The 20,660-nt window shown below is 61.2% G+C and carries 17 protein-coding genes; 10 read left to right on the top strand and 7 right to left on the bottom strand.

All coding sequences use genetic code 11. The annotated features are described in order from the left end of the window. Positions 1-136: 136 nt before the first annotated feature. The 7 genes from guaB to M3P21_RS01345 all read left to right on the top strand — a co-directional run bounded on the left by guaB (position 137) and on the right by M3P21_RS01345 (position 10,387). Positions 137-1,585: an IMP dehydrogenase gene (gene guaB / locus M3P21_RS01375; protein ID WP_249706187.1), complete on the top strand. Its 1,449-nt coding sequence runs from the start codon at positions 137-139 to the stop codon at positions 1,583-1,585. A gap of 24 nt (positions 1,586-1,609) precedes the next feature. Beyond that, positions 1,610-2,773 (top strand): RsmB/NOP family class I SAM-dependent RNA methyltransferase, encoded by a 1,164-nt coding sequence (locus M3P21_RS01370; RefSeq protein ID WP_249706186.1) that lies wholly within the window; start codon positions 1,610-1,612, stop codon positions 2,771-2,773. A 136-nt stretch (positions 2,774-2,909) separates the two neighbouring features. Beyond that, the gene (locus tag M3P21_RS01365; protein WP_249706336.1) at positions 2,910-5,183 is read left to right on the top strand and encodes an ATP-binding protein; all 2,274 of its coding nucleotides are present in this window, start codon (positions 2,910-2,912) and stop codon (positions 5,181-5,183) included. A 211-nt stretch (positions 5,184-5,394) separates the two neighbouring features. Next, positions 5,395-6,459: a recombinase RecA gene (recA, locus tag M3P21_RS01360; protein ID WP_249706183.1), complete on the top strand. Its 1,065-nt coding sequence runs from the start codon at positions 5,395-5,397 to the stop codon at positions 6,457-6,459. Between the two features lie 164 nt (positions 6,460-6,623). Further along, positions 6,624-9,299 carry an alanine--tRNA ligase gene (alaS, locus tag M3P21_RS01355; RefSeq protein ID WP_249706181.1) on the top strand — a complete coding sequence of 892 codons (2,676 nt, stop codon included), beginning with the start codon at positions 6,624-6,626 and terminating at the stop codon, positions 9,297-9,299. Positions 9,300-9,303: 4 nt separating this feature from the next. Beyond that, on the top strand, positions 9,304-9,591 hold the full coding sequence (locus M3P21_RS01350; protein ID WP_249706179.1) for a DUF1330 domain-containing protein: 288 nt from the start codon (positions 9,304-9,306) through the stop codon (positions 9,589-9,591). 193 nt (positions 9,592-9,784) lie between these two features. Then, positions 9,785-10,387 (top strand): transglutaminase-like cysteine peptidase, encoded by a 603-nt coding sequence (locus M3P21_RS01345; protein ID WP_249706178.1) that lies wholly within the window; start codon positions 9,785-9,787, stop codon positions 10,385-10,387. A 60-nt stretch (positions 10,388-10,447) separates the two neighbouring features. Here the strand turns inward: M3P21_RS01345 and M3P21_RS01340 are convergent, their stop codons facing one another. The 7 genes from M3P21_RS01340 to M3P21_RS01310 all read right to left on the bottom strand — a co-directional run bounded on the left by M3P21_RS01340 (position 10,448) and on the right by M3P21_RS01310 (position 17,390). Continuing rightward, positions 10,448-11,158: a hypothetical protein gene (locus M3P21_RS01340; RefSeq protein WP_249706177.1), complete on the bottom strand. Its 711-nt coding sequence runs from the start codon at positions 11,156-11,158 to the stop codon at positions 10,448-10,450. 212 nt (positions 11,159-11,370) lie between these two features. Further along, positions 11,371-13,188, bottom strand: coding sequence for a translational GTPase TypA (gene typA / locus M3P21_RS01335; protein WP_249706175.1), 1,818 nt, complete (start codon positions 13,186-13,188; stop codon positions 11,371-11,373). Positions 13,189-13,261: 73 nt separating this feature from the next. Next, the gene (locus M3P21_RS01330; protein WP_249706172.1) at positions 13,262-13,597 is read right to left on the bottom strand and encodes a DMT family transporter; all 336 of its coding nucleotides are present in this window, start codon (positions 13,595-13,597) and stop codon (positions 13,262-13,264) included. Positions 13,598-13,979: 382 nt separating this feature from the next. Beyond that, entirely contained in the window at positions 13,980-15,194 is a 1,215-nt protein-coding gene (locus M3P21_RS01325; protein ID WP_249706171.1) for an NADP-dependent isocitrate dehydrogenase, read from the bottom strand. A gap of 152 nt (positions 15,195-15,346) precedes the next feature. Next, the gene (locus tag M3P21_RS01320) at positions 15,347-16,489 is read right to left on the bottom strand and encodes an HD domain-containing protein (RefSeq protein WP_249706170.1); all 1,143 of its coding nucleotides are present in this window, start codon (positions 16,487-16,489) and stop codon (positions 15,347-15,349) included. Then, positions 16,486-16,737 (bottom strand): hypothetical protein, encoded by a 252-nt coding sequence (locus tag M3P21_RS01315; protein ID WP_249706168.1) that lies wholly within the window; start codon positions 16,735-16,737, stop codon positions 16,486-16,488. Before M3P21_RS01315 ends, M3P21_RS01320 begins: the two co-directional genes overlap by 4 nt. Continuing rightward, positions 16,737-17,390, bottom strand: coding sequence for an alpha/beta hydrolase (locus M3P21_RS01310; RefSeq protein WP_249706166.1), 654 nt, complete (start codon positions 17,388-17,390; stop codon positions 16,737-16,739). Before M3P21_RS01310 ends, M3P21_RS01315 begins: the two co-directional genes overlap by 1 nt. A gap of 180 nt (positions 17,391-17,570) precedes the next feature. On the opposite strand from M3P21_RS01310, the gene iscR reads away from it, so the two are divergent. The 3 genes from iscR to sufB are packed head-to-tail and all read left to right on the top strand — an operon-like array spanning position 17,571 to position 20,613. Further along, positions 17,571-18,032, top strand: a complete 462-nt coding sequence (gene iscR, locus M3P21_RS01305) for a Fe-S cluster assembly transcriptional regulator IscR (protein ID WP_249706164.1) — start codon at positions 17,571-17,573, stop codon at positions 18,030-18,032. Beyond that, the gene (locus tag M3P21_RS01300) at positions 18,029-19,072 is read left to right on the top strand and encodes a cysteine desulfurase family protein (protein WP_249706163.1); all 1,044 of its coding nucleotides are present in this window, start codon (positions 18,029-18,031) and stop codon (positions 19,070-19,072) included. Before iscR ends, M3P21_RS01300 begins: the two co-directional genes overlap by 4 nt. A gap of 17 nt (positions 19,073-19,089) precedes the next feature. Then, the gene (gene sufB / locus M3P21_RS01295; protein WP_249706162.1) at positions 19,090-20,613 is read left to right on the top strand and encodes a Fe-S cluster assembly protein SufB; all 1,524 of its coding nucleotides are present in this window, start codon (positions 19,090-19,092) and stop codon (positions 20,611-20,613) included. Positions 20,614-20,660 lie beyond the last annotated feature (47 nt).

Genomic DNA, 20,660 nt, shown 5'->3' with positions numbered 1-20,660 from the left:
GCGTCGCTGCGGCGTCGTTTTCGGCAACATGACCGCGCCAACCCGCCTGACAGCACCTGATTCAACAGGGGTTTCCCCCGGTTTCGATCCATGTCATAGGGTGACCGCCAAACGGGATATTGCACGGGGATTGACGATGCAGATTCGTGAGGCGCTTACCTTTGACGATGTACTTCTGGAACCTGCGGCCTCGTCGGTGCTGCCTTCAACGGCGGATACGACGACGCGGGTGACCAACCGCATTTCCATGAACATCCCGCTGCTGTCCTCGGCGATGGACACAGTGACCGAGGCGCGCATGGCTATCGCCATGGCGCAGGCGGGTGGCATTGGCGTGATCCACAAGAACCTCGACCTCGAAGAGCAGTCCCGCCAGGTGCGCCGGGTCAAGCGCTTTGAATCCGGCATTGTCTACAACCCGATCACCCTGACCGCCAATCAGACGCTGGCCGATGCCAAGGCGCTGCAGGAACGCTATCGCGTCACCGGTTTCCCGGTGGTGGACGAGGCTGGCCGCGTGGTTGGCATCGTGACCAACCGGGACATGCGCTTTGCCAGCGAGGACAGCACGCCTGTCAGCGTCATGATGACCTCGGACAATCTGGCGATGCTGCAGGAACCGGCCGAGCTGGAAGAGGCCAAATCGCTGATGAGGGCGCGCCGGATCGAAAAGCTGCTGGTGGTTGATGGCGGCGGCAAGCTGACCGGTCTGCTGACGCTTAAAGACACCGAACAGGCGGTGCTGAACCCGACCGCCTGCAAGGATCAACTGGGCCGTTTGCGTGTGGCTGCGGCCTCGTCGGTGGGCGAAAGCGGCTTTGGTCGCACCGAGATGTTGATCGACGCCGGGGTCGATATCGTGGTGATCGACACCGCGCACGGTCATTCAGAAGGCGTTATCGAGGCGGTGAAACGCGCCAAACGTCTGTCCAACGACGTGCAGATCATCGCAGGCAACGTGGCGACGGCGGAGGCCACTCGTGCCCTGATCGACGCAGGCGCGGATGCGGTCAAGGTGGGGATCGGGCCGGGCTCGATCTGCACCACGCGGATGGTGGCCGGTGTCGGCGTGCCGCAATTGACCGCGATCATGGATTGCACATCGGCGGCGGGCGACACCCCTGTGATCGCTGATGGCGGCATCAAGTTCTCGGGCGATTTCGCCAAGGCGATCGCTGCTGGTGCCTCATGTGCCATGGTCGGTTCGATGATCGCGGGCACCGATGAAAGCCCCGGAGAAGTCATTCTGTATCAAGGCCGTAGCTTCAAAAGTTATCGTGGCATGGGGTCGCTGGGCGCGATGGCGCGTGGCTCGGCGGATCGATATTTCCAGAAGGACGCCGCCAGCGACAAGCTGGTGCCCGAAGGGATCGAGGGGCAGGTGCCATATAAAGGCTCTGCCGGTGCCGTCATTCACCAGCTGGTAGGCGGGCTGCGCGCGGCCATGGGGTATACCGGCTGCGCCACGGTGGACGAGATGCGCCGCAATTGCCGTTTCGTGAAAATCACCGGGGCGGGGTTGAAGGAAAGCCATGTGCATGACGTTCAGATCACCCGCGAGAGCCCGAATTACCGGATCATGTGACCCGACTATGCGCGGTATGCTCTCATGATCCCCGCCGCCCGCATGCAGGCGGCGATCGAGTTGCTGGACGAGATCTCGGCAGGCAAACCGGTTGAACAGGCGCTGACCGGCTGGGCGCGGCGCAGCCGGTTTGCAGGTTCGGGTGACCGTGCAGCGGTGCGCGATCACGTGTTCGAGGCGCTGCGCCGGAAACGCTCCTTTGCCGCTATTGGCGGGGCGGCAACCGGGCGCGGGTTGATGTTGGGCGCGCTGCGCCAGTCCGGCGGCGACCCTTCGGCGGTCTTTACCGGTGCGCGCCATTGCCCCGCACCGCTGAGTGACGCGGAACAAGGCGGCGGGCGTGATCTTGCGAGCGATGCGGAAAGATATGACATGCCGGACTGGCTCTGGCCCGAATTCAGCGCCAGTCTGGGCGATGAAGCCGTGGCGAGCGCCGCCGCGCTGCAGCGTCGCGCGCCGGTCTGGCTGCGGGCCAATCTGGCCCGGAAAACGCGCGAGGCCGCGGTCCGGGCATTGGCGGATGATAACATCAAGTGTGACTTGCATCCCTCTGTAAGTACAGCGATACGTGTTCTTGAAGGAGAGCGAAAGATCACTGCGAGTACCGCTTTTCGCGACGGTCTGGTCGAGCTGCAGGATGCCTCAAGCCAGGCGGTGATCGCGGCGCTGCCGCTGCAGCCAGGGATGCGGGTTCTGGATTATTGTGCAGGTGGGGGCGGCAAATCCCTCGCCCTGGCCGCGACGCGGGGGGTGCAGGTCTGTGCCAGCGATATCGACCCGCGCCGGATGCGCGATCTGCCGGACCGTGCGGCTCGGGCGGGGGTCATTGTCGAGGTGCTTGATCCCGACGCGGTGGCGCATGCGGGTCCGTTCGACCTAGTTCTGGTCGATGCGCCTTGTTCGGGTAGCGGTGCCTGGCGGCGCTCGCCCGCCGCGAAATGGGCTCTGACGCAGGATCGCCTCGATACCCTGACTGGCATTCAGGCAGACGTTCTGGACCGTGCTGCAGCGCTGACCTCGGCGGGTGGGTTGCTGGCCTATGCCACTTGCGCTGTCCTGAGCGCCGAAAATACCCGACAAGTGCAGGACTTCACCGCACGTCACACCACGTGGCGCTGCGCGTTTGAACAGTCGTGGCCCGTCAGCGACTTGGGTGACGGGTTCTTCACTGCACACTTGACGCGGTAGTAGATACTGTAGTTTCAATTAAAGGTAGTTTTTTGGCATGTTAATCCGGATTTAACCGGATTGGCGTGAGAAGGGACTGAGTAAATTCGTGCTGCCGGAGCCCTTTGTGCCACAATCTGTCCAACTTGCCCCCTTGATGTCCAATGGTGAACGCAAGAATCATGGCCGGTTACTGGTGCTCTTCATCGTTGGCGTCGCCTTTGTTCTGGCCGCCTTCAATGGCGGGTTTTTCTGGCCGGTTCCGGTGATCTTCGCGGGTGCGGGCGCGTCGGTGCTGCTGGTGGGACTCCTGTCGTTTTGGGCGATGCATATGCGGGGTAAGGCCGATCACAAGGCGATGGAAATCTTCGCGGGGTTTATCGAAAAGGATGCCGCGCCCAGCTTTATCACCGATGACGAGGGCGAAGTGCTGGCCCGGAACTCGGCTGCGGCTGTGCGGTTCTCCGGTGCCCGCGCTCCGACATTTGCGGCAGAGCTGCGGTCTGTCTTTGCCAATCCCGATGCGGTGATCTACCGCCTGCAATGCCGCGCCCGTCTTGACGGAAATGCGCGCGAGGATGTGGTTACTAGGCGTGGTCATGTCCGGCTGGCGGTGCATGTGCTCGAAGATGCGCGTTTCCTGTGGCGGTTCGAGGATGTTCACGAGCGCGCAGCCAGCGGCAAGGGCACCGAGGCGATTCCGCTGCCGATGCTGACCGTTGGCCGGGGCGGTGCGGTTTTGTTCATGAACGAAGCGGCGCGCGCATTGGTCGGCCAGCGGGTCAAATCACTGGATCGGTTGTTCACCGATCTTCCACTGGAAAGCGGAAGCATGGTGTCGATCGCAACCGCCGAAGGTAATCGCAGTGTTGTTGTGTCCGAGACGGGCCAGTCCAGCGTCCGGCGCGAGATTTTCCTGACGCCGCTGAGGCCCGATGCAAAGGCACCGGGCGCTGATTTCGACAAGTTGCCTGTGCCGATGCTGAAGCTGGACGGGGACGGCTGCATTCTGGATGTCAACGCTCTGGCGCGCGAATTGCTGGGGCCGGATGCGCAGACGGGGACGCAGGTTTCCGAGGTGATGCAGGGGTTGGCCCGCCAGACGGCGGATTGGCTGCGCGAGAATGCGCGTGAGGACGCCGTGCCGAAATCCGAGTTTCTGCGCCTGTCTCGCAACGACCGCGAGACTTTCGTTCAGGCAACGCTGTCGCGGGCGCAGGAGAACGGCCAGACCGTGTTTGCTGCCGTGCTGAGCGACGCTACCGAGTTGAAAACACTGGAAGCGAAATTTGTGCAAAGCCAGAAGATGCAGGCGATTGGTCAGCTTGCCGGCGGCGTGGCTCATGATTTCAACAACCTTCTGACCGCCATTTCAGGCCATTGCGACCTGCTGTTGCTGCGTCACGATCAGGGCGATCCCGACTATGGGGATCTGGTGCAGATTCACCAGAACGCCAATCGAGCCGCGGCGCTTGTCAGCCAGCTTCTGGCCTTTTCCCGCAAGCAGACGCTGCGCCCCGAAACGCTTGACCTTCGGGATACTCTGTCGGATCTGACCCACCTGCTGAACCGTCTGGTGGGTGAACGGGTGACACTGACGCTCAGCCACGATCCGGTGCTGAAACCGATCCGGGCCGACAAGCGGCAGCTGGAGCAGGTGTTGATGAACCTCGTGGTCAATGCGCGCGATGCAATGCCCGAGGGCGGTGAGATCCGGGTCGACACCGAAGTGGTGACGCTGGACAAGCCCGTCGAACGCAGCCGTGCGGTGCTGCCAGCGGGTGATTACGTCACGGTCAAGGTCTCGGATGAGGGAATCGGGATCGAACCTGGCGTGCTGCAGAAAGTGTTCGAACCTTTCTACACCACCAAACGCACCGGCGAGGGCACCGGGCTGGGCCTGTCCACCGTTTATGGCATCATCAAACAGACCGGCGGGTACATCTTTGTCGACAGTGTTCCCGGACAGGGGACCGAGTTCATCCTTTATTTCCCGGTCAGCGAACCAGAGGAGCCGGCGTCGGTCGCCCCCAGCGAACCTGCCCCGGCAACGGCGCCCAAGAACGGTGACGGGGTTGTGCTGCTGGTCGAGGATGAGGCTCCGGTGCGCGCCTTCGCCTCGCGCGCATTGCGCCTGCGGGGCTACACCGTGCTTGAGGCGGAATCGGCCGAGGATGCGCTTAACATGCTGCAGGACAAGGACCTGTCGGTTGACGTGTTCGTGACGGATGTGGTCATGCCGGGTCTGGACGGGCCGACATGGGTGCGTCAGGCGCTTGAGGATCGCCCGGATGTGCGCGTTGTCTTCGTGTCGGGCTATGCCCAAGGCGCGTTCAGCGAAACCGGGCCGCAGGTGCCGAACTCGGTCTTCCTGCCCAAGCCGTTTTCACTCAATCAATTGACCGAAACCGTGTTCCAGCAACTGCATTGAACCGGTCCGGATTCGGTCCACGGTCAATTTTTCGGGCCTGAAACGGCGGTCCGGATCGCGTCAACTGATCCTTAACCCTGTGTGTACTACTGATGAAGTAGATAGAAATTTCTTGAAATGTTCTCTTTTTGATCTCATAAGGAACAAGAGGCGAACAAAGCAGCGATTGCCGCCCGCGAGCGGGTGTGACAAAAGGAAAGTGAACAGGGTAATGGCGGATCTTCTGACGATGAGCAGCAAGCAGAACGCGGACAAACAAAAGGCGCTGGACAGCGCGCTGGCACAGATCGAGCGGCAATTTGGCAAGGGCTCGATCATGAAACTGGGCGGCGAAAACGCGCTGCCCGAGATCGCCGCGAGCTCGACCGGTTCACTGGGGCTGGACATCGCGCTCGGGATCGGTGGGTTGCCGATGGGCCGGATCGTGGAAATCTACGGCCCCGAAAGCTCGGGCAAGACGACGCTGACGCTGCATTGCATCGCCGAACAGCAAAAACGCGGCGGGGTCTGCGCCTTTGTCGATGCCGAACACGCGCTGGACCCGCAATATGCCCGCAAGCTGGGCGTTGATCTGGATGAATTGCTGATCAGTCAGCCCGATACCGGCGAGCAGGCGCTTGAGATCACCGATACGCTGGTGCGCTCGGGCGCGGTGAACATGGTCGTGGTCGACTCGGTTGCCGCGCTGACGCCGAAATCGGAACTGGAAGGCGATATGGGCGACAGCAGCGTCGGTGTGCAGGCAAGGCTGATGAGCCAGGCCATGCGCAAGCTGACCGGCTCGATCAACCGGTCCAATTGCATGGTGGTCTTCATCAACCAGATCCGCATGAAGATCGGCGTCATGTTCGGCAGCCCGGAAACCACCACCGGCGGTAATGCGCTGAAATTCTATTCCTCGGTCCGTCTGGACATTCGCCGCATCGGCGCGATCAAGGACCGCGACGAGGTGGTCGGCAACCAGACCCGTGTGAAAGTGGTCAAGAACAAGGTGGCTCCGCCCTTCAAACAGGTGGAATTCGACATCATGTATGGCGAAGGCATCTCGAAGATGGGCGAACTGCTGGATCTGGGCGTCAAGGCCGGTGTGGTCGACAAATCGGGGTCGTGGTTCAGCTATGGCGATGAGCGGATCGGGCAGGGGCGCGAGAACGCCAAGCAATTCCTGCGCAGCAATCAGCGCATCGCGCTGGAGATCGAGGACAAGATCCGTGCCGCCCATGGTCTGGAATTCGATATGCCGCCCGAGGCGGACGAGGATATCCTCGAGGCGTGACCCGCACATCCGGGCGCGCGGTCGGGTTCCGGGCCAAACAAATGCTGCGAATGGGGCGTCCGGATGGGCGCCCTGTTTGGTTTCAATCCGCAGCACCTGTGGACTATCGCCCGAGGCAGGGCTAAACCGATCCGAACCCTTCCGATTGCGCCCGAGAGAGCCCGATGCCCACGCTGAACGATATCCGATCCACCTTTCTGAATTATTTCGCCAAAAACGGGCATGAGGTGGTCGACTCCAGTCCGCTGGTGCCGCGCAATGACCCGACGCTGATGTTCGTCAATTCCGGGATGGTGCAATTCAAGAATCTGTTCACCGGGGTCGAACATCGCGACTATCAGCGCGCCACCACGGCGCAGAAATGCGTCCGCGCCGGTGGCAAGCACAATGACCTCGACAATGTGGGCTACACCGCCCGCCATCATACGTTTTTTGAGATGCTGGGCAATTTCAGCTTTGGGGATTACTTCAAGACCGAGGCGATCCCTTTTGCCTGGAACCTGATCACCAAAGAGTTCGATATCGACCCCAAGCGGCTGCTGACCACGGTCTATCACACCGATGATGAAGCGTTCGAGATCTGGAAAAAGGTCGGTGTCCCCGAGGACCGGATCATCCGCATCGATACCAGCGACAATTTCTGGCAGATGGGTCCAACCGGTCCCTGCGGGCCTTGCACCGAGATCTTCTATGATCACGGCGATCACATCTGGGGCGGTCCTCCGGGCAGCGCCGAAGAGGATGGCGACCGGTTCATCGAGATCTGGAACATCGTCTTCATGCAGAACGAGCAGTTCGAGGATGGCTCGATGAAGGCCCTCGACATGCAGTCGATCGATACCGGCATGGGGCTGGAACGCATTGGCGCGCTGTTGCAGGGCAGCCACGACAATTATGACACCGATCTGTTCAAATCGCTGATCGAGGCCTCGGCCGAGGTTACCCATGTCGATCCCTATGGCGACGAGAACGTGCATCACCGGGTGATCGCGGATCACCTGCGTTCGACCTCGTTCCTGATCGCTGACGGGGTGATGCCCAGCAATGACGGGCGCGGATATGTGCTGCGCCGGATCATGCGCCGCGCCATGCGGCACGCGCATCTGCTGGGCGCGAAAGACCCGGTCATGCACCGGCTGGTGCCCACGCTGGTGCAGCAGATGGGCGCGGCGTACCCCGAACTGGGCCGGGCCCAGCCGATGATCGAGGAAACGCTGCTGTCCGAGGAAACCCGGTTCAAACAGACGCTGGATCGCGGTCTGAAACTGCTTGATGACGAATTGGCGAAGCTGGACGAAGACGCGCCGTTTCCGGGTGATGCGGCGTTCAAACTGTATGACACTTACGGCTTCCCGCTGGATCTGACGCAGGATGCGCTGCGCGGTCAGGGCCGGGCGGTCGATACCGACGGGTTCGACAGCGCGATGGCGACGCAAAAGGCCAAGGCGCGCGCCGCATGGGCCGGGTCGGGCGAGGCTGCGGATAATGCGGTTTGGTTCGATCTGCTGGATCAGAACGGGGCCACCGATTTCCTCGGCTATGACAGCGAGAAGGTCGAGGGGCAGATTGTCGGGCTGTTGCGAGATGGCGCTCTGGTTGATCGGATCGACGCGGGCGGCGAGGGCTGGATCGTCGTGAACCAGACGCCGTTTTATGGCGAGGCTGGCGGTCAGGTCGGTGATTCCGGCGTGATCCGGCGATTGGAAAACCTGGATGAAACGGCCTTGGTCGCGGACACCAGGAAATTCGCCGAAGGCAAGGTCTATGCGCACAAGGTACGGCTCGAACAGGGCGCGTTCAGCATGGGCGATCCGGTTGAGCTGGAGGTCGATCACGCGCGCCGTTCAGCGATACGGGCCAATCACTCGGCTACCCATCTGCTGCATGAAGCACTGCGCGAATCGCTGGGCGATCACGTGGCGCAGCGCGGGTCGCTGAATGCCGCCGACCGGCTGCGTTTTGACTTTAGCCATGCCAAGGCATTGACGGATGCGGAGTTGCGCAAGGTGGCCTCGGATGTGAACGCCTATATCCGCCAGAATTCGGCGGTCGAGACCCGGATCATGACGCCCGACGATGCCCGCGAGATCGGGGCGCAGGCGCTGTTCGGCGAAAAATATGGCGATGAGGTGCGCGTCGTGTCGATGGGCCGGGCTGAGACCGGCAAGGGACATGACGGCATGACCTATTCCATCGAGCTGTGCGGCGGCACCCATGTGAAGCAGACCGGCGATATCGGCACGTTTGTATTGCTGGGCGACAGCGCCTCATCCGCCGGAGTGCGGCGGATCGAAGCGCTGACCGGCGACGCGGCTTTCCAGCATCTCTCGCAGGAGGCGGGGCATCTGGCCGAGGTTTCGGGCCTGCTCAAGGCGCAGTCCGGCGAAACGGTGGAGCGTGTCAGGGCGCTGATGGACGAGCGCAAGGCGCTGCAGAGCGAGGTGGCGCAGTTGCGCCGCGATCTCGCGATGGCTGGCGGGGCAGGGCAAGGCGGCGCTGGCGCGGAAGCCCGCGAGGTGAATGGGATCAGTTTCCTGGCCCAGACGCTCAGCGGCGTGTCGGGCAAGGACCTGCCGTCGTTGATCGACGAACATAAGGCGCGGATCGGATCGGGTGCGGTGCTGTTGATCGCCGACGCAGGTGGCAAGGCCGCTGTGGCGGCGGGCGTGACCGAAGATATGACCGGTCAGGTCTCGGCCGTTGATCTGGTGCGCGCAGCGGTGGCCGAACTGGGTGGTAAGGGCGGCGGTGGTCGCCCCGACATGGCGCAGGGCGGCGGCAAGGACGCGGCAAATGCCGACGCGGCGATCAAGGCCGCCGAGGCCGTATTGGGAGGTTGAGAAAATGGCGGCACTCTGGATTGCACATGTGACGGTGACCGACGCGGCGGCGTACGGCAAATATGCCGAGCTTGCAGGCCCTGCGCTGGCCAAGCACGGCGGAGAATTCATCGCCCGCGCCGGGCGATACGTTCAGCTTGAAGGCAAGGAACGCCCCCGCAATGTAGTGGCGCGCTTTCCCTCGGTCGAGGCGGCGGTGGCCTGTTACAACTCGCCCGAATACCAGGCCGCGCTGGATCATGCGCGCGGTGCGTCCGAGCGCGAGTTGCTGGTGGTCGAAACCACCGACTGAGGCGAGCCAATCTTAATCATCGGGCTGGTTTTCGCCCGATGACCTTCATGTGCGACCTTAATCTACGGGCCACCAAGAGCCATCCGCTCGCCCTGAGATTGTACGGATTCCTGCCGATCATCCTCTGAAATGGAATCCCTGCTTGAGCAGTTGGTTTCAGCCGCTTTAATCGGAAAGAAGAGGAGCAGGGAAAGTGACCCGAACAGGATGCATCATGGGCAATCCGCGCATCAGGACATGGATTCTGGCGGCCATGATGGTCTGTGCGCAGATGATGGGGAGCAGCGCCGGTGCGGCTGACCCGCGCTTTCTGAAGCCGTCTGCGAACTTTCCAGCCCCGAGCGGCGCCAGCAACCTGTGTCGGATTTATGCCTGGGCCTGCGCCGCCACGCGAGGCAAACGCCTTGGCGCGGCGCGCGAATATGAGCTGGTGCGGCGGGTCAACCAGCAAGTCAACGCGGCGACGCGTGATGTGGCAGACCGGCGGCAATATGACATCGAAGAGAAATGGGCGCTGCCAACCCGGTTGGGTGGGGATTGTGAGGATTTCGCCCTGTTGAAAAAGCGCGACCTGATCCGCATCGGGCTTGACCCTCGCAAACTGCTGCTGGCAACGGTGCTTGACAGCAGGCGCAATGCCCATGCCGTGCTGGTCTATCGGTCAGCACAGGGCGATCTGGTGCTCGACAACCTGACGAACCGGATCAGGCCCTGGCGGGCAACAGGCTACATCTTTTTGCGCATGCAGGACCCGCGCCAGCCACGTAATTGGGTCGGTGTTCAAAACAAGGTGTGAAAAGGCGCGCCAGCGGGCGCGCCTCTCAGCTTGTGATCCGTGATTCTGACGGGGGAAGTGTCAGCGGTTCTTGCCGCCCTTGTCGCCGCCTTTACCGTGGCCGCCCTTGTCGCCACCTTTACCGTGGCCGCCCTTGTCGCCGCCTTTACCGTGGCCACCTTTGTCACCGCCATTACCGTGACCGCCTCCACCATTGCCCGAACCGCCGCCTTGGCCGTTATTGTTGCCTCCATTGCCGGTGCCGGGGCCGTCTCCATTATTGTTGCCGCCACCGTTTCCAGGATTGCCGTTGTTTCCGTTTCCATTGCCGGGTCCACCGCTGTTGCCACCACCGCTGTTGCCACCACCGCTGTTGCCGTCACCGCTGTTGCCACCGCCACCATCGCCGCCGCTGTTACCTCCGTCAGCAAGCTGGTCGTTTCCCGTGTTTCCGAAGTTTCCGGAACTCCGGTCGTTGCTGCCGTCTCTGTCTTCGCCACGGCCAAAGAGGTTCGAGGCAATCGAGGCCGTTGGGTAGTCGGTCAGCACCGCAGCAAAGGCGGGGCAGGATTGCGAGGTGCGCGCGAGGATGTCTTCAAAATCCGCCCGGCGCTGCAGGTAGCGCAGCATTCTGTCCTGCACCACGCCACACGAACACAGGGTCTCGGTCGAGACCGATTGGCGCGCCGTATTCACGGTGCAGCGTTCCGTTGCCGCAAACGCGGCTCCTCCCATAAAACTCAGCGCCGTGCAGGTCATCGCCAGCGAGAGCATACGTGTCTTCACGTTCATCTTTCATCTCCGAATAATCATGTCCTGAGGATGCGGCCCCCTTCTGACCCGCATTCCGTGCTGACCTGATCCTGCGCCGGTGAAATTAAGCGCACGCATGGCAGAGATTGATTTTTGTTCATGCCACCGGTCTTCCTGGCACTGGCAGCATGAAAAAAGCCGCAGAGCGAGATGGTCGCTCTGCGGCTCGATTGTGTCGATGATGACTGGCGTCAGGCGCTTTTTGCCATCCGCTTGCGTTCATGCGGATCGAGGAAACGCTTGCGCAGGCGGACCGCGTTGGGCGTCACCTCGACCAACTCGTCATCGTCGACATAGGCGATCGCCTCTTCCAGCGAGAAGTTGATATGCGGGGTCAGGCGCACCGCATCATCCGAGCCGCTGGCGCGCACGTTGGTCAGCTTCTTGCCCTTGAGCGGGTTCACTTCCAGATCGTTGTCGCGGCTGTGTTCACCGATGATCATGCCCTGGTAAATCTCGGCTTGAGGGCCGATGAACATGCGACCACGCTCTTCGAGGTTCCAGAGCGCGTAGGCCACGGACTGACCTTTTTCCATCGAGATCAGAACACCCGCGCGGCGGCCCGGAATCGCACCCTTATGCGGCGCCCAGCCGTGGAATACCCGGTTCAACACGCCGGTGCCGCGGGTGTCGGTCAGGAACTCGCCGTGATAGCCGATCAACCCGCGCGAGGGCACATGGGCGATGATCCTTGTCTTGCCCGCACCCGCCGGTTTCATCTCGGTCAACTCGCCCTTGCGCGTGCCGGTGATCTTTTCGATCACTGCGCCGGAATATTCGTCATCCACGTCGATGGTGACTTCCTCGATGGGCTCAACCCGCTGGCCGTCTTCTTCGCGCAGCAGCACCTGCGGGCGCGAGATGCTGAGTTCAAAGCCTTCGCGACGCATGTTTTCGATCAGAACGCCCATTTGCAGTTCGCCCCGGCCCGCAACCTCGAAAGCTTCACCACCCGGCGTGTCGCTGACCTTGATGGCAACGTTTGACTCGGCCTCTTTCATCAGCCGGTCGCGGATGACGCGCGATTGCACCTTCTTGCCGTCGCGACCTGCGAGGGGCGAATCGTTGATGCCGAAGGTGACCGAGATGGTCGGCGGGTCGATCGGCTGGGCGGGCAGGGCCTCGGCCACGCTGGGCGCGACAAGCGAGTCGGCAACGGTGGCCTTGCTCATGCCTGCGAGCGTGACGATATCGCCTGCTTCGGCCACATCAATGGTCTGTTGGCCAAGACCACGAAACGCCAGAATCTTGGAGGCACGGAAACTTTCGATCTGGGTTCCGTCGCGGCTGAGCGCCTTGATGGTTTCGCCTGCCTTGAGCGTGCCGCTTTCAACGCGCCCCGTCAGAATGCGCCCGATGAAAGGATCGCTGCCCAGCGTGGTGGCGAGCATGCGAAAAGGCTCGTCCCGATGGGCAATCTGCGCGGGGGCAGGCACGTGATCGACGACAAGGTCGAACAGTGCGGTCAGGTCCTGACGCGGCCCGTCCAGTTCCATATCGGCCCAGCCCGAGCGGCCCGAGGCATACATGGCCGGGAAATCAAGCTGGTCGTCATCCGCGCCCAGATTGGCAAACAGGTCGAAACATTCGTCCAGCGCCCGGTCGGGTTCGGCATCGGGTTTGTCGACCTTGTTCAGCACCACAATCGGGCGCAGGCCCAGCGCCAGTGCCTTGGAGGTCACGAATTTGGTCTGCGGCATCGGGCCTTCGGCGGCATCGACCAGCAGCACAACACCATCGACCATCGACAGGATGCGTTCGACCTCGCCGCCGAAATCGGCGTGGCCGGGGGTGTCGACGATGTTGATCCGGGTGCCTTTCCATTCGACCGAGGTCGCCTTGGCCAGAATGGTGATGCCGCGCTCACGCTCCAGATCGTTGCTGTCGAGCGCCCGCTCGGCCACGGCCTGGTTGTCGCGGAACGCGCCGGATTGCTTGAGCAGCCCGTCGACCAGCGTCGTCTTGCCGTGGTCCACGTGGGCGATGATTGCGATGTTACGCAGGTCCATGAAACTTGCCTTAAATGGGGAGGTTGCGCGCGCCATAACGCGCCAGCGCCGCAAGTTCCAGCAAAAAGCAGGTTTAGTGGCCCGCAGAGGCCGAAAACAGGTGAATGACCAGAATTCCTGCGATGATCAGCGCCAATCCCAGTAACGCAGGCCAATCCAGCCGCTGACCGAAGGCCACAAAGCCGATCAGCGCGATCAGCAGAATGCCCAAGCCCGACCAGATCGCATAGACGATGCCCACGGGCATGACCTTGAGCGTCAGGGACATCAGATAAAAGGCCAGCCCATAGCCCACCACCACGGTGACCGAGGGCCAAAATCGCGTGAACTGGTGACTGGCCTGCAGCGCCGTTGTCCCGATCGTCTCGGCGATGACCGCAAGCAGCAGGATGAAATAGATCTTTGCCATGGCGGGCCTCCGGTCCTGTTTTCCGATTCTCTGGTGCATGGAAATTCGGGTTACGGCAAGGGGCGGCCCGGGAAATCCGTGCGCGTGCTGCGTTGCGGCGCAAAAAGGTCAGGGAAACCGGACTACGCAGGTCTCAAAAAGGCACTTATATTGAAGATGTTGCAATGGTTCGTTTTAATGAGTGGTGGTCGATATGACTGGGTTTACGAAGGTGATCGTGCTGGTGGCTGGCGTGTTGGCGTTTCTGGGATGGATGACAAATCAGCCGGAGGCCGGATCGCGGTTTGATACGGAAACAGGGGCAGAGAGTGATGGCCCTGTGAGACCCTGAGCAATGGAAGAAGGGAGCCATGGCGGCTCCTTTCTTTTTTGGTCGGCGCGTTTACCCTGCCAACGCCTTGCCCAGATTTTCATCGATCTTTTCCAGGAACCCCATCGTGGTCAGCCAGCCCTGATCGGGGCCGACCAAGAGCGCGAGATCCTTGGTCATGAACCCGCTTTCCACCGTATCGACGATCACTTTCTCCAGCGTGGTGGCAAAATCCATCAGCGCGTCGTTGCCATCAAGTTTGGCGCGATGTTTCAGCCCGCCTGTCCAGGCGTAGATCGACGCGATGGAATTGGTCGAGGTCTGCTCGCCCGCCTGATGCTGGCGATAGTGGCGGGTGACCGTGCCATGGGCGGCCTCGGCCTCGACAATCTTGCCATCGGGCGTCATCAGTTGTGAGGTCATCAGGCCCAGCGAGCCAAACCCCTGCGCCACGGTGTCGGACTGCACATCTCCATCGTAATTCTTGCAGGCCCAGACAAAGCCGCCATTCCATTTCATGCAACAGGCGACCATGTCGTCGATCAGACGGTGTTCATACCAGATGTCCCTGGCCTTGAACTTCTGCTCGAATTCCTGCTCGTAAACCTCTTGAAAGATTTCCAGAAACCGTCCGTCATATTGCTTGAGGATGGTGTTCTTGGTCGACAGGTAAACAGGCCAGCCGATCTCGAGCCCGTAGTTGAACGAGGCGCGGGCGAAGTCGTAGATTGAGGCATCGAGGTTGTACATCGACATGAACACGCCCGATGAGGGTGCATCGAAGACCTCGCGTTCGATCTCGGTGCCATCTTCGCCAACAAATTTCATCGTCAGCTTGCCGGGGCCGGGAAACTTGAGGTCGGTGGCCTTGTACTGGTCACCAAAGGCGTGGCGGCCGATCACGATGGGCTTGGTCCAGCCCGGCACCAGACGCGGCACGTTGCGGCAGATGATCGGCTGGCGGAACACCACGCCACCCAGGATGTTGCGGATCGTGCCATTGGGGCTGCGCCACATCTGTTTCAGGCCAAACTCTTCGACCCGCGCCTCATCGGGGGTGATGGTGGCGCATTTGACCGCGACGCCGACCTCTTTGGTCTTTTCGGCGGCGTCGATGGTGATCTGATCCTCGGTCCGGTCGCGTTCCTCGATGCCCAGATCGTAATAGAGCAGGTCGATATCCAGATAGGGCAGGATCAGCTTGTCCTTGATGAACTGCCACATGATGCGGGTCATCTCGTCGCCATCCATCTCGACGATGGGGTTGTCCACCTTGATCTTGGTCATTCGGAAACGCGTCCTCTGTCAGCATCGGTTGCCGCAGGTGTAGCGGGTTTGATGAGGGTTTGATAGATGGTATACGACAGTATACATTTTTTCTGATCCCGTCAGGTGCGGGTGTTTTCAAAGGGAACGAAGCCGTATCGCCCCTATCGGGATTACAGGACCGAGGAAATCTGCGGGCGCAACCACGCCCAGACCTCCGGCGCGCCCTTGTTCACCGGCACACCGACGCGCTGATCCATCTGTTCCAGGGTGACGCTGTAGTCCACCCAGCTGCCGCCGCCGTTTTCCAGATTGGCAATCGGTGGGTGAAGCCGGTCAATGGCCTTGGCAAAGACCGAATCCGCTGTCTCTGCCGCTTCAAATTCGCGCCACAAGGTATTGAATTCGTGAAATTGAACCGGCGACAACAATCCAAACAGACGTCGCGCCGCTGCGTCTTCCTTGGCGGCCATCAGGGCCGGGTCGGATTGCCCGTGAATGGGCGCATCGCCCGCGTCAATCTCGACAATGTCATGCAATAGCAGCATGGCGAGCACGCGGTCGATTTGCACTGCGGGCGTGGCGTGATCGGACAGGACCCAAGCATAGAGCATGGCGTGCCAGGAATGTTCCGCCGAATTTTCGCGCCGCGAATTGTCGATCAGCCGCGAAGCACGAGTGACCGATTTCAATCGATCGGCCTCGCAGAGAAAGGTGAGGCGCTGCGCCACATCCTGCGTGTCCTGATGTGTCTCTTCGCCCAGAAGGGCCAGCGCATGATGATAGGCTTGCGGAAAATCTTCACGCAGAGGTGCGGCGCGCCCGGTGGACAGGTTATCCCGCACGATTTGGACATGTTCGGGCACCGGGTTTCCTGCGCAGAGCACCTGAAAGATCGGCTGGCAGCGGTCCAACTGCTTGGCAAACCGGGCATCCGGGCAGGCTTTGGCCTCGAACGCGCGCCAGAGGTCCAGAAATTCCGGCGCCTGGTCAGCGGGCAGCATTCCAAAAAGCCGCTCTGCTGCGCGCTCTTCGGCGGCGGCAATTGCGATCCAGTCATGATCTTCGTGGATCGGATGATCGCCAACCTCGATCTCGACCAGATCATGCAGCAGAAGCATTCGGATCACCTGGGCAATCGACACATCCGAATCCGCCAGTGGTGCAAAGACCAGCGCATAAAGGGCGAGATGCCAGCAATGCTCTGCCGCGTTTTCGGGGCGGGACAGATCCAGCAGCAGATTGGCGCGGTCCACCCGCTTGAGCTTGTCGGCCTCTTTCAGGAACGCGATCTGGGCGGACAACCGCTCGGTCATTGCGCCTGCGGCGTTTCGGCCTTTTTCTTGGCCCGCAACTGAACGATCCGTTTGTTCAGGAACTGGCGTGCCTTCTGTTCGGCCAGACGCACGCGCACCTCGGTCAGAAACGCCTCTTCCAGCGTTTGCGAGGCCGCGCCCAGCACCGTGCCAATCTCGACGAACAGGCGGTCTTCGCCGGTCTCGTCCATGATGTTCACCGTATCCTCGGCCAGCTTTGCGGCCAGTGTCTCGAGGGTGGAACTCATCAGCGGGTGGTCTCCGTCAGGCGGCGCTTCACATAATCGGTGACCGAGCCGGTCAGCGTGTCCATATGTTCGCCCTGGAAGAAGTGATCGGCGCTATCGACTTGCTGATGGGTGATGGTGATGCCCTTCTGCTCGTGCAGCTTTTCCACCAGCGTCTGGGTGTCGCTGGGCGGGGCCACGCGGTCGGAGGTGCCGTTGATGATCAGACCCGAAGACGGGCAGGGCGCCAGGAACGAGAAATCATACATGTTCGCCGGGGGTGAGACCGAGATGAACCCGGTGATCTCGGGCCGCCGCATCAGTAGCTGCATCCCGATCCAGGCTCCGAACGAGAATCCGGCAACCCAGCAATGTTTGGAGTTGTTGTTCATCGACTGCAGGTAATCCAGCGCCGAGGCCGCATCGCTCAACTCGCCAATGCCCTGATCATATTCGCCCTGGCTGCGCCCGACACCGCGGAAATTGAACCTCAGCACGGTGAAACCCATGTTGTAGAAAGCGTAATGCAGGTTGTAGACAACCTTGTTGTTCATCGTCCCGCCAAATTGCGGATGCGGATGCAGCACAATCGCGATCGGGGCGTCTTTTTCCTTTTGCGGGTGGTAGCGGCCTTCCAGCCGGCCTTCGGGGCCGGGAAATATCACCTCGGGCATCTGTGCGTCGGTCCTGTCTCTCGTCGGGGGGCAGCTCAAGAAATTCTTGACGGTATTTCTCAACTACCTTAGAACGGTTCTAATCTCTGGCGCCGCGTCTGTTGCGCGCCAAAGCGAGATACGCATTGGCGGCGCAAACGTCAATGAGTTCCCCGAGGCAAGTGTGATGAGGCCGCTCGCATGAAACTGTCGACCAAAGGGCGCTATGCGATGGTGGCGCTGGCGGATATGGCGCTGCAATCCGATGAATCGCTTGTGACATTGGGCGAGATTTCGGGTCGTCAGGATATCTCATTGCCTTATCTGGAACAGCTTTTCGTGAAACTGCGCCGCGCGGATCTGGTGTCCTCGGTGCGCGGACCCGGTGGTGGCTACCGTCTGGCACGCCCGCCATCCGAGATTCGCATTGTCGAGATTCTGGCCGCCGTCGACGAAACCGTGGATGCGATGCACAAAGGGGCAGGGGCTTCGGGTGCGTCTTCGGGCAGCCGCGCGCAGTCGCTGACCAACCGCCTGTGGGAAAGTCTGAGCGCGCATGTCTATGTCTTCCTGCATCAGACCCGGCTGTCGGATGTGATCAAGAACGATCTGGCCCCGTGTCCTGCGGTGCCGCATCTCTTTGATGTCGTGGATTCGGAATGAGCCGTATCTATCTGGATCATAACGCAACAACCCCTCTGCGTGCTGAGGCGCGCGCGGCGATGATCGCGGCGATGGATGTGGTCGGCAACCCGTCTTCGGTCCATGCCGAGGGGCGCGCGGCCAAAGCGCTGGTGGAAAAGGCGCGGGCGCAGGTGGCGACGGCCTTTGGCGCGGATGGCGCGGATGTGGTCTTTACCTCGGGGTCGACCGAAGGGGCGGGGCTGGCGCTTGCGGGGCGCGATCTGGCCGGGTCCGGCGTTGAGCATGACGCGGTGCGGGCCTGGACCCATGAGAGCCTCAGCGTTAACAGCGCAGGCCGTGTTTCGGTTCTCGATCCGGCATCAAGCACGCTGCAGATGGCGAATTCGGAAACCGGGATCGTACAGGACCTGCCCGAGGGTCTGGCGGTGACGGATGCAACGCAGGCCTTTGGCAAGCTGCCCGTGGCCTTCAATTGGTGCGGCGCGCAGATGGCGCTGATCTCGGCCCACAAGCTCGGCGGACCAAAGGGGATCGGAGCCTTGGTTCTGCGGCGCGGAACCGAACTGGCTGCCCAGATTCGCGGTGGCGGGCAAGAGATGGGGCGCAGGTCGGGAACCGAAAACATCATTGGTATCGCAGGGTTCGGTGCCGCAGCTGAAGCAGCGGTGCGGGATCTGGCTTCGGGTGCATGGGATCGGGTCGAAGAATTTAGAAATATTCTAGAAGAGGCTCTTGAGGCTGGCGCAAACGAGACTATTTTTGTCGGGAAAGATGCGCGCCGCCTCCCGAACACCTCGTGCTTTGCGACCCCTGGCTGGAAGGGTGAAACGCAGGTCATGCAGATGGACCTCGCGGGGTTTGCGATCAGCGCAGGATCGGCGTGTTCCAGTGGCAAGGTGCGCGCCAGTGCGGTCCTGACCGCGATGGGATATGACGAGGCGGTTGCCTCATCGGCGGTGCGGGTCTCGCTGGGGCCCGAGACGACGGAACAGGATGTGCTGCGCTTTTCTGAGGCGTGGTTGAACAAAGAAAAGAAGTACCGCGCGCGTGCCGCGTGAGTGACGGAGGAAGTAAAATGGCCGCATTGGACCAGGCTCAGGTCAAGGAAGGCGTCGATCAGGAGACCGTCGACGCGGTGCGCGAGGTTGGTGGCGCGTATAAATACGGCTGGGAAACCGATATCGAGATGGAATATGCCCCCAAGGGCCTGACCCCCGATATCGTCCGCTTGATCTCGGAAAAGAACGAAGAGCCCGAGTGGATGACCACCTGGCGGCTGGAAGCCTATGAGCGTTGGCTGACCAAGAAAGAGCCGACATGGGCCATGGTCGACTACCCCGAGATCGACTTTCAGGACCAGTATTATTACGCCCGCCCCAAATCGATGGAGGTGAAGCCGAAATCGCTGGATGAGGTTGATCCGAAACTGCTGGCCACTTACGAAAAGCTAGGCATCCCCTTGAAAGAACAGATGATTCTGGCCGGGGTCGAAGGCGCGGAAAACGCCCCCGCCGAGGGCCGCAAAGTGGCGGTGGACGCGGTATTTGACTCTGTCTCGGTCGGCACCACCTTTCAGGCCGAGCTGAAAAAGGCCGGTGTCATCTTCTGTTCGATCTCGGAAGCGATCCGTGAGCATCCCGAACTGGTGAAGAAATACCTGGGGTCCGTGGTGCCGGTCAGCGACAATTTCTACGCCACGCTGAATTCGGCCGTGTTCTCGGACGGCTCGTTCGTTTATGTGCCGCCCGGCGTGCGCTGCCCGATGGAGCTCAGCACCTATTTCCGCATCAACGCCGAAAACACCGGCCAGTTCGAACGCACGCTGATCATCGCCGACAAGGGCTCTTATGTGTCCTATCTGGAAGGCTGCACAGCACCGGCGCGCGACATCGCGCAGTTGCACGCCGCCGTGGTCGAGATCATCATCGAAGAAGATGCCGAGGTGAAATATTCCACCGTTCAGAACTGGTATCCGGGCGATGAGAACGGCAAGGGCGGGATTTATAACTTCGTGACCAAACGCGCCGATTGCCGGGGCGACCGGGCCAAGGTGATGTGGACGCAGGTGGAAACCGGCTCTGCGGTGACGTGGAAATACCCCTCGTGCATCCTGCGCGGCGATGACAGCCAGGGCGAGTTCTATTCCATCGCCATCGCCAACAACATGCAGCAGGCTGATACCGGCACCAAGATGATCCATCTGGGCAAGAACACCAAATCGCGGATCGTGTCCAAGGGCATCAGCGCGGGCAAGGCGCAGAACACCTATCGCGGGCTGGTCTCGATGCATCCCAAAGCCAAACACGGGCGCAACTATACCCAATGTGACAGCCTGCTGATCGGCGACAAATGCGGGGCACATACGGTGCCCTATATCGAGGTCAAGAACAACTCGGCCCGGGTCGAGCATGAGGCCACGACGTCGAAGGTCGATGACGACCAACTCTTCTACTGCCGCCAGCGTGGCATGGACGAGGAAGAGGCGGTGGCGCTGGTGGTCAACGGCTTCTGCAAGGACGTATTGCAGGCCCTACCGATGGAATTCGCCATGGAGGCGCAGCAACTGGTGGCGATTTCTTTGGAGGGGAGCGTCGGATAGATGGCAGCCGGGTCGGACCACGTCGAGATAATGCTTGCTTTGGAGAA

It is taken from the genome of Ruegeria spongiae, assembly GCF_023502395.1.
GTDB classification, from domain to species: domain Bacteria; phylum Pseudomonadota; class Alphaproteobacteria; order Rhodobacterales; family Rhodobacteraceae; genus Ruegeria_C; species Ruegeria_C spongiae.
Note: the sequence above shows the minus strand (reverse complement) of the source record. Positions and strands in the feature narration are given on the sequence as shown.

What these genes read in the sequence shown, in the direction of transcription:
- M3P21_RS01315 (WP_249706168.1), bottom strand. Translation starts at nt 16,737, where the DNA reads ATGAGTTCCACCCTCGAGACACTGGCCGCAAAGCTGGCCGAGGATACG.
- M3P21_RS01325 (WP_249706171.1), bottom strand. Translation starts at nt 15,194, where the DNA reads ATGACCAAGATCAAGGTGGACAACCCCATCGTCGAGATGGATGGCGAC.
- guaB (WP_249706187.1), top strand. Translation starts at nt 137, where the DNA reads ATGCAGATTCGTGAGGCGCTTACCTTTGACGATGTACTTCTGGAACCT.
- sufB (WP_249706162.1), top strand. Translation starts at nt 19,090, where the DNA reads ATGGCCGCATTGGACCAGGCTCAGGTCAAGGAAGGCGTCGATCAGGAG.
- M3P21_RS01320 (WP_249706170.1), bottom strand. Translation starts at nt 16,489, where the DNA reads ATGACCGAGCGGTTGTCCGCCCAGATCGCGTTCCTGAAAGAGGCCGAC.
- M3P21_RS01370 (WP_249706186.1), top strand. Translation starts at nt 1,610, where the DNA reads ATGATCCCCGCCGCCCGCATGCAGGCGGCGATCGAGTTGCTGGACGAG.
- M3P21_RS01350 (WP_249706179.1), top strand. Translation starts at nt 9,304, where the DNA reads ATGGCGGCACTCTGGATTGCACATGTGACGGTGACCGACGCGGCGGCG.
- iscR (WP_249706164.1), top strand. Translation starts at nt 17,571, where the DNA reads ATGAAACTGTCGACCAAAGGGCGCTATGCGATGGTGGCGCTGGCGGAT.
- typA (WP_249706175.1), bottom strand. Translation starts at nt 13,188, where the DNA reads ATGGACCTGCGTAACATCGCAATCATCGCCCACGTGGACCACGGCAAG.
- M3P21_RS01365 (WP_249706336.1), top strand. Translation starts at nt 2,910, where the DNA reads ATGTCCAATGGTGAACGCAAGAATCATGGCCGGTTACTGGTGCTCTTC.
- M3P21_RS01310 (WP_249706166.1), bottom strand. Translation starts at nt 17,390, where the DNA reads ATGCCCGAGGTGATATTTCCCGGCCCCGAAGGCCGGCTGGAAGGCCGC.
- alaS (WP_249706181.1), top strand. Translation starts at nt 6,624, where the DNA reads ATGCCCACGCTGAACGATATCCGATCCACCTTTCTGAATTATTTCGCC.
- M3P21_RS01330 (WP_249706172.1), bottom strand. Translation starts at nt 13,597, where the DNA reads ATGGCAAAGATCTATTTCATCCTGCTGCTTGCGGTCATCGCCGAGACG.
- M3P21_RS01340 (WP_249706177.1), bottom strand. Translation starts at nt 11,158, where the DNA reads ATGAACGTGAAGACACGTATGCTCTCGCTGGCGATGACCTGCACGGCG.
- M3P21_RS01300 (WP_249706163.1), top strand. Translation starts at nt 18,029, where the DNA reads ATGAGCCGTATCTATCTGGATCATAACGCAACAACCCCTCTGCGTGCT.
- recA (WP_249706183.1), top strand. Translation starts at nt 5,395, where the DNA reads ATGGCGGATCTTCTGACGATGAGCAGCAAGCAGAACGCGGACAAACAA.